This is a genomic window from Priestia flexa NBRC 15715, assembly GCF_001591565.1.
In the GTDB taxonomy this organism is placed as follows: domain Bacteria; phylum Bacillota; class Bacilli; order Bacillales; family Bacillaceae_H; genus Priestia; species Priestia flexa.
Genome location: NZ_BCVD01000154.1, coordinates 1 through 7,448, shown reverse-complemented (window position 1 = coordinate 7,448; position 7,448 = coordinate 1). Strand labels below are relative to the sequence as shown.

The window sequence follows — 7,448 nt, the reverse complement described above, 5'->3', positions numbered from 1 at the left end:
ATTTATTTTGAAAAATAGCGCAAAAAGTGAAACTAACTCATATTTTTTTCGTTACTATTCATGTCAAGTGTTACGTATTACAAACAGTTATTACATTTCATTTACAACAATGGGAAAAGGGTTTAGTTAGGGAGGGATTTGTAGTAAATAGTATAGTATAAAAGTTTTTTTGAAACAAAAATGTAAACGTTAAATATACCTATAAATGATAAGGGTGTGAAACAGAGATGATGAATGAGAAAGATTTAGATGTGATGACAGTTGAGGAAAGAAAAGTAATAGATAAGCTTAAGATGGAAATGCTTAATGCAGTGTCACTTCACGACCTACGTTTCTATAAACAGGAAATTCAGAGAATAAAAGAGCAAGCAAAAAAAAGGCATGGTTTTTTTAAAACACTGCAAGTAGCCGCTGAGAAGCTGTAAATCGCATAATGATTTATAGCTTTTTTTTGAGTAATTCCATGTAAGCAGCGAGTTATATTCTAAAAAAGTATAAAGAGATAAAATGATTTATTTTTCAGAAAACTTAAGTTAATATAAAGAGATAGACTGATTAAGGGTGGTGTGAGTTTGAAATCTTATTTGACAATTAATGAGGTTTTAAAAAGAAAGCATTTTAACAGCTGTGAAGTAATCACAGGTAAAGTCGGTCTCACAAATCGGGTAAAATGGGTTCACGTGATGGAAGTGACTCGCGTGAATGAGCTTTTAAAAGGGAATGAATTAATTCTTTCAACTGGTGTAGGGTGGAAGGAAGATAATGAATTATGCCTTTCATTTTTGAAACAGCTAATTGAATGTCAAGCTTCGGGGCTCTGTATCGAGCTTGGTACGTATACCTCTCAGATTCCTCAAAACGTTATTGAATTTGCAAATGAACACGAATTTCCCATTATTTTATTTCATGAAGAAGTCCCGTTTGTTGAAATAACGCAAGATTTGCATGCGCTACTAGTTAATCAGCAGTATTTAATGATTTCCAATTTAGAAAATTACTCTCAGCAGCTGAATCAAATGCTGCTTTCTGTCAACGATCCAAAAGATATTTTACAGCATCTTTGCGAATCAACCGGACTTTTAGCCGGGCTTCGTATACATAGTGAAGTAACGCTTTTTCCAGCCTGTTTAGACTTACCCCAACAACAATTATTACAGCATCATATTACTAAACAAAAAAAGAATCAAAGTATTTTTTTTACCCATTCAATTCAACTGTTAGGCGAAAGCTATGCAGAGCTATATATTCTTTCAACCAATGATTTTTTTACGGAACTTGAAATGTTAACGGTTGATCGAACAGCAACAGCTCTAGCGCAGCATTTTTTACGAGACTTATATGTTGAAGAAAAAAAGCGAGTTCAAGAAACAGAGTGGATGGTTCAGTGGATAAACGGTGAAATTTCCTCATCTCAAATCACACATTGTTTACAAGAAGTATTACATGACTTTCCAATCCAAGGTGGAACGGTTATATGCTGTCAATGTATACAAGATGTCAAGCTAGACCATACGTACTTAAAATTGACGATTCGAGCAATCTTTGAACAAGAAGGTTTTCACCTTCTCATTTTAGAAAAGAAAAGAGAGTTAGTACTGGTTGTTTTAAATAAACGTCAGGTGACTACGTGGAGGGAAAGATTAGAAAGAAGTTTGAACCGTTGGATAAACCACGTTGATTTGCAAGAAGTCAACAAATCACTAGCGGTGCAGCTGATAGGAGTGGGACAGTTTAATAGACGCTTAGATCACATCTATAAAGGCTATGAAACTGCTAGAAAAACAGTTTCCATTCAAATGACTTTGCACAACCAAGTGAAAAATCATATTTGTTTTTATGAAGACCTGCACATGTACCGCATTATTTCGTTAGTCAATGAACAGCGGGAATTACAAGAAGTGGTGATGGAGTATTTACAGCCAGTTCTCGAGTATGATCGAAAATTTAATGCAAAGCTATTTGAAACACTAAAAGTATATTTAGCATGTAATGGATCAAAGCAAGAAACGGCAAAGCGCTTATATATTGTGCGTCAGACTCTTTATCATCGCATTGAAAAGCTTGAAAAGCTATTAGGTTCTGATTTTATGGCTCACGAAAAACGAATGGCTATCGAATTTATGATCATGACCTATGACTATTTGTTTGCACTAAACGCATCTACTACTGCTATTGATGAGCTAGAAAAAGCATCCCTTACATGAGCTCTCTTTCATTTTACTAGGTTTACTTCGTATTTCACTATCCAATGTGTGAAACTAGACAGAATTTCTATTTCACATTCTGTCTAATGAATCTGAAGTAAGAATTCATGATAATAAAAGTAAGATTGTATGCTAAAAGGGGGCTAATTAGATGTCAGTCGTGAATGAAGATACCAAACAATTAAGAAACTATGTAGGTGGAAAGTGGGTTGCCTCAACAAGCAATCAGTTTCAAGATGTGATTGATCCTTCAACGGGAAAGACGCTTGCAAAAGTACCTCTTTCAACTAAACAAGATGTTGACCATGCTGTTAAAAATGCAAAAGAAGCGTTTAAAGCATGGAAGCATGTACCAGCTCCGAAACGGGCAAGGCTTATGTTTGCGTTTCAACAATTGCTTATTGAACATCATGAAGAGCTTGCAAGACTCGTAGTAAAAGAGAATGGGAAGGCTTATAAAGAAGCTTATGGAGAAGTCCAGCGTGGTATTGAATGTGTAGAATTTGCTGCCGGAGCACCGACGCTACTTATGGGTGAATCGCTTAGTAATATTGCAGAAGAAATTGATTCAGAAATGTATCGTTATCCTGTTGGGGTTGTGGGAGGAATTACGCCGTTTAACTTTCCGATGATGGTTCCACTTTGGATGTTCCCACTAGCGATTGTCTGTGGAAACACATTTGTATTAAAACCATCAGAGCGCACGCCTTTATTAGCTACTCGGATTGCTGAATTGTTCACAGAAGCTGGAGCTCCATCTGGCGTATTAAATCTTGTGCATGGTGCACATGATGTGGTCAACGGTCTCATTGATCATGCGGATATTAAAGCAGTGTCTTTTGTTGGTTCTCAACCAGTTGCAAAGTATGTATATGAACAAGCCGCAGCGCAAGGCAAGCGAGTTCAGGCTTTATCTGGTGCCAAAAATCATCATATTGTTATGCCGGATTGTGATATAGATAAAGCGGTGAATCACATTATAAGCTCTGCTTTTGGTAGCGCTGGACAGCGCTGTATGGCATGCAGTGCTGTTGTAGTGGTAGACGGTGTTAAAGAACAGTTCGTTGCGAAGTTGAAGCAAAAAGCAGATGAATTAATTATGGGTAGTGGGTTACAGGATGAAGTGCTTTTAACGCCCGTTATTCGGAAAGAGCATCGAGATAAAGTACTTGGCTATATCGAAGCCGGGGTAGAAGAAGGTGCTCATTTAATTAGAGACGGTCGTAAGGAAATGGAAGATTATTCGGAAGGGAATTTTCTTGGTGCCACGATTTTTGATCACGTAACGCCCACTATGACCATTGCAAAAGAAGAGCTGTTTGCACCCGTTTTAAGCTTGCTTCGAGCCGAAAATTTAGATGAAGCGTTAGAATATATTGAAAAATCTCGGTTTGGAAATGGTGCAACAATTTATACAAAGGATGCCAAAGCAATCCGTCAATTTAGAGAAGAAGCGGATGCTGGTATGCTAGGTGTCAACGTAGGAGTGCCTGCTACTATGGCTTTCTTCCCGTTCTCGGGTTGGAAAGACTCTTTTTACGGAGATCTACATGTCAATGGAAAAGACGGATTGAACTTTTATACGCGTAAAAAGATGATAACATCACGCTTTGATTTTTAACATATTTATTAGATGAAAAGAGAGACTTCGGCTTTGGTCGAAGTCTCTTCATCCATATAATTACTAAAATCAGAAGGAGTGAATGCAATGGTTCAAGCTAGCAGTGGCGAAAAAAATAAAAGCTTAAAAAATAAGGATGAGCAATACGTATGGCACGGAATGAAACCTTATTCTCCTGAAGCTACTATGGTAGTAGAAAAAGCGAAGGGCGCTTGGATAACAGATGAGGATGGAAATCGATTTTTAGACGCAATGGCGGGACTTTGGTGCGTAAATATAGGCTATGGAAGAGAAGAGCTAGCCCAAGCAGCTTATGAACAGCTCAAAGAACTAGCTTATTTTCCATTAACGCAAAGTCACCCTCCTGCGATTCAATTAGCTGAAAAGCTCAATGAAATGCTAGGAGATGAATATGTCATCTTTTTTTCTAATAGCGGATCAGAAGCGAATGAGACCGCATTTAAAATTGCGAGACAGTATCATCAGCAACGAGGAGAACATGGGCGCTATAAAATTATCTCACGTTACCGTGGGTATCATGGAAACTCGATGGGGGCACTGTCAGCTACGGGGCAAGCTCAGCGTAAATACAAGTACGAACCTTTAGCAACTGGCTTTCTTCATGTTCCACCCCCTGATAGCTACCGAGGTGTCGATAAAATAGATGCACCAAAAGAGCTGCTTCAGTCGGTGAAGACGATTGATGACACGATGACGTGGGAGCTTAGTGAAACAATTGCTGCGGTCATAATGGAGCCAATTATTACAGGGGGAGGTATTTTAATTCCACCAGATAACTATATGCAAGGGGTAAAAGAAGTTTGCGAAAAGCACGGGGCGTTATTGATTGTAGATGAAGTTATATGTGGATTTGGACGCACAGGGGAAGCGTTTGGATTTATGAATTATGGCGTGAAGCCGGATATTATTACGATGGCAAAAGGTATTACAAGTGCTTATTTACCTTTATCGGCAACAGCGGTCAAGCGAGAAATTTATGAAGCATTTAAAGGTAGCGATCAGTATGAATATTTTCGACATGTAAACACATTTGGAGGAAGTCCAGCTGCCTGTGCACTTGCACTCAAAAACCTAGAGATTATGGAGAGTGAAGGCTTATATAATCGTTCAAAAACGATGGGAACCTATTTATTGAAAGAGTTAAAAGAAGAATTGAAAGGACACCCGTATGTAGGCGACATTCGTGGCAAAGGGCTGCTGGTAGGAATCGAGCTTGTTTCTGATCAAATTTCCAAAGTGCCCCTGGATATACAGTTAGTGAATCAAGTAATTGCAAGGTGTAAAGAAAAAGGAGTCATTATTGGGAAGAATGGCGCAACAGTAGCCGGGCATAACAATGTGCTCACTCTTTCACCGCCTCTCATGATTCCAAAGGAAGATTTAAACCTTCTTATTTCTGTATTAACAGAGGCGCTTCAAACAATTAGGTAGCATAGGTAAGTAAAAAGCCTGTATAATATGTGCATACAGGCTTTTTGTTCGGATTAATGTTTGAATTAAGTAGAAAGGGAGAAGCACATGGAACTATTATTTTTAGGAACGGGTGCCGGAGTACCAGCTAAACAACGAAACGTTTCCTCAATTGCTTTACAGCTTCTGCAAGAGCGAAGTGCCGTATGGCTTTTTGATTGCGGAGAAGCAACTCAGCACCAAATTTTACATACTTCCATTCGCCCTCGTCGCATCGAGAAAATTTTTATTACGCACTTGCATGGTGACCATATTTATGGCCTTCCGGGTTTGTTGGGGAGCAGATCGTTTCAAGGAGGCGAAGAACCTCTTACCGTATACGGTCCCCCTGGTATTGAGCAGTTTATTAAAGTCGCGTTAGAAGTTAGCCAAACGCACTTGAAGTATCGGCTTCAAGTTGTTGAAGTCAATGAAGGGGTTATATTTGAAGATGATACGTTTAAAGTAGAATGTGCAAAGCTTGAGCATGGCGTAACGTCATATGGATATCGAATCGTTGAAAAAGACTTACCGGGTGCGCTACAAGTAGAACGTTTGAAAGAAGCTGGAGTACAACCAGGACCTCATTATAAGCAGTTAAAAGAAGGCAAAACTATTTTTCTAGAAGATGGGCGGGAAATTAACGGAGCGGAATTCATTGGAGAATCCAAACCAGGAAAAATCGTAACCATTTTAGGAGATACGCGAATGTGTGAAAATAGCACGATGCTTGCAGAGAATGCGAACGTTTTAGTTCATGAAGCAACATTTGCTGAGGGCGATGAAAAGCTGGCTTATGATTATTATCATTCTACAGCCAAGCAAGCAGCACAAGTAGCTAGGCAAGCGAATGTGCAGCAGCTAATTCTTACTCATATAAGTGCTAGATATCAAGGAGAAGCAGTCAAGCAGTTAGCAGAGGGGGCGATGAAGGAATTTAAACATACTCTGGTTGCGTCTGACCTAGTGAGTTTTCCTATTGAATAAAAGTGAGGAGCCCTAAAGGCCCTCACTTTTTTACCAACCTCGTTCATATTGAACAGGTGCTTCAATGGTTGTGTTTAACTCTTTGGCGGCTGTGCGTGGCCAATACGGATCGCGCAGTAGTTCTCTCGCGACGAATATGAGGTCAGCACGTTTACTTTGAAGAATCTCTTCCGCTTGAAGACCGCTCGTAATTAAACCAACAGCCCCTGTATCAATGTTTGCTTCGTGCTTGATTTTTTCTGCAAACGGTACCTGATAGCCAGGGTAGACGTTAATTTTAGTATGCACAAGTGCCCCTGAGCTTACATCGATTAGGTCAACACCTTGTTCTTTCATCCATTTAGCGAATGTAACATGGTCATCGATAGTTAATCCGCCTTCAGCGTAGTCAGTTGCAGAAACACGAACAAATAAAGGACCGTCCCATACCTCTTTTACACTGTTAATCGTTTGTTGTAAGAAGCGATAGCGGTTTTCAGCAGACCCACCGTATTCATCCGTGCGCTTATTGCTTAATGGAGATAAGAATTGGTGAATTAAATATCCATGTGCTCCGTGAATTTCAATAATATCAAAACCAGCTTGTTTTGAGCGTTTTGCACCTTCTTTAAAGGCTTCAATTGTTCTCTCAATATCTTCTTTTGTCATTTCAGCAGGTGTTTTACTTTCATCATCAAATGCAATAGCAGAAGGAGCGTAAATCGTTCCATCTACCGTCGCTTTACGGCCTGCGTGTGCAAGTTGAATAGCGGTTTTACTACCGTGTGCTTTCACTTGATTAACAAGCTTTTGTAACCCTTCAACATGTTCGTCATTCCAAATCCCTAAATCACGTGATGTAATACGTCCTTCAGGTGTTACCGCAGTAGCTTCAATCATGATTAAGCCAACTTGGCCAACAGCACGTGATGTATAGTGAGCCAGATGCCAATCTGTTACGATGCCATCTTCCTCTTCACATGAATACATGCACATGGGCGACATTACAATTCTATTTTTAAACTTTACATCTTTCACTTGATAAGGTGTAAACAATTCAGCAGTCACTTTCATATCCCTCCATTATTTCGAGTTGCTAACAAAATGCATTATAGCACTGAGGTTTAGTAAATTTCACTTTATATGCTTTACTGTTTCATGGAGAGTTAGTAAAAGAGACTGAGACA

At 39.2% G+C, this 7,448-nt stretch carries 6 protein-coding genes; 5 read left to right on the top strand and 1 reads right to left on the bottom strand.

Annotated features, from left to right (window positions below):
- Nucleotides 1-227 precede the first annotated feature (227 nt).
- From BFL01S_RS18015 to rnz, 5 genes are all read left to right on the top strand, one after another.
- A complete protein-coding gene (locus tag BFL01S_RS18015; protein ID WP_025909785.1) occupies nt 228-425 on the top strand; it encodes a hypothetical protein in 198 nt (65 codons plus the stop codon).
- Nucleotides 426-566: 141 nt separating this feature from the next.
- Nucleotides 567-2,204, top strand: coding sequence for a PucR family transcriptional regulator (locus BFL01S_RS18010; protein ID WP_412762065.1), 1,638 nt, complete (start codon nt 567-569; stop codon nt 2,202-2,204).
- Nucleotides 2,205-2,355: 151 nt separating this feature from the next.
- Complete coding sequence (locus tag BFL01S_RS18005) at nt 2,356-3,825, top strand: CoA-acylating methylmalonate-semialdehyde dehydrogenase (protein ID WP_061786535.1); 1,470 nt, start codon at nt 2,356-2,358, stop codon at nt 3,823-3,825.
- Nucleotides 3,826-3,912: 87 nt separating this feature from the next.
- Entirely contained in the window at nt 3,913-5,277 is a 1,365-nt protein-coding gene (locus BFL01S_RS18000; RefSeq protein ID WP_061786534.1) for an aspartate aminotransferase family protein, read from the top strand.
- An 87-nt stretch (nt 5,278-5,364) separates the two neighbouring features.
- Complete coding sequence (gene rnz, locus BFL01S_RS17995) at nt 5,365-6,282, top strand: ribonuclease Z (RefSeq protein WP_061786533.1); 918 nt, start codon at nt 5,365-5,367, stop codon at nt 6,280-6,282.
- 30 nt (nt 6,283-6,312) lie between these two features.
- Here the strand turns inward: rnz and namA are convergent, their stop codons facing one another.
- Complete coding sequence (gene namA, locus BFL01S_RS17990) at nt 6,313-7,329, bottom strand: NADPH dehydrogenase NamA (protein WP_061786532.1); 1,017 nt, start codon at nt 7,327-7,329, stop codon at nt 6,313-6,315.
- Nucleotides 7,330-7,448 lie beyond the last annotated feature (119 nt).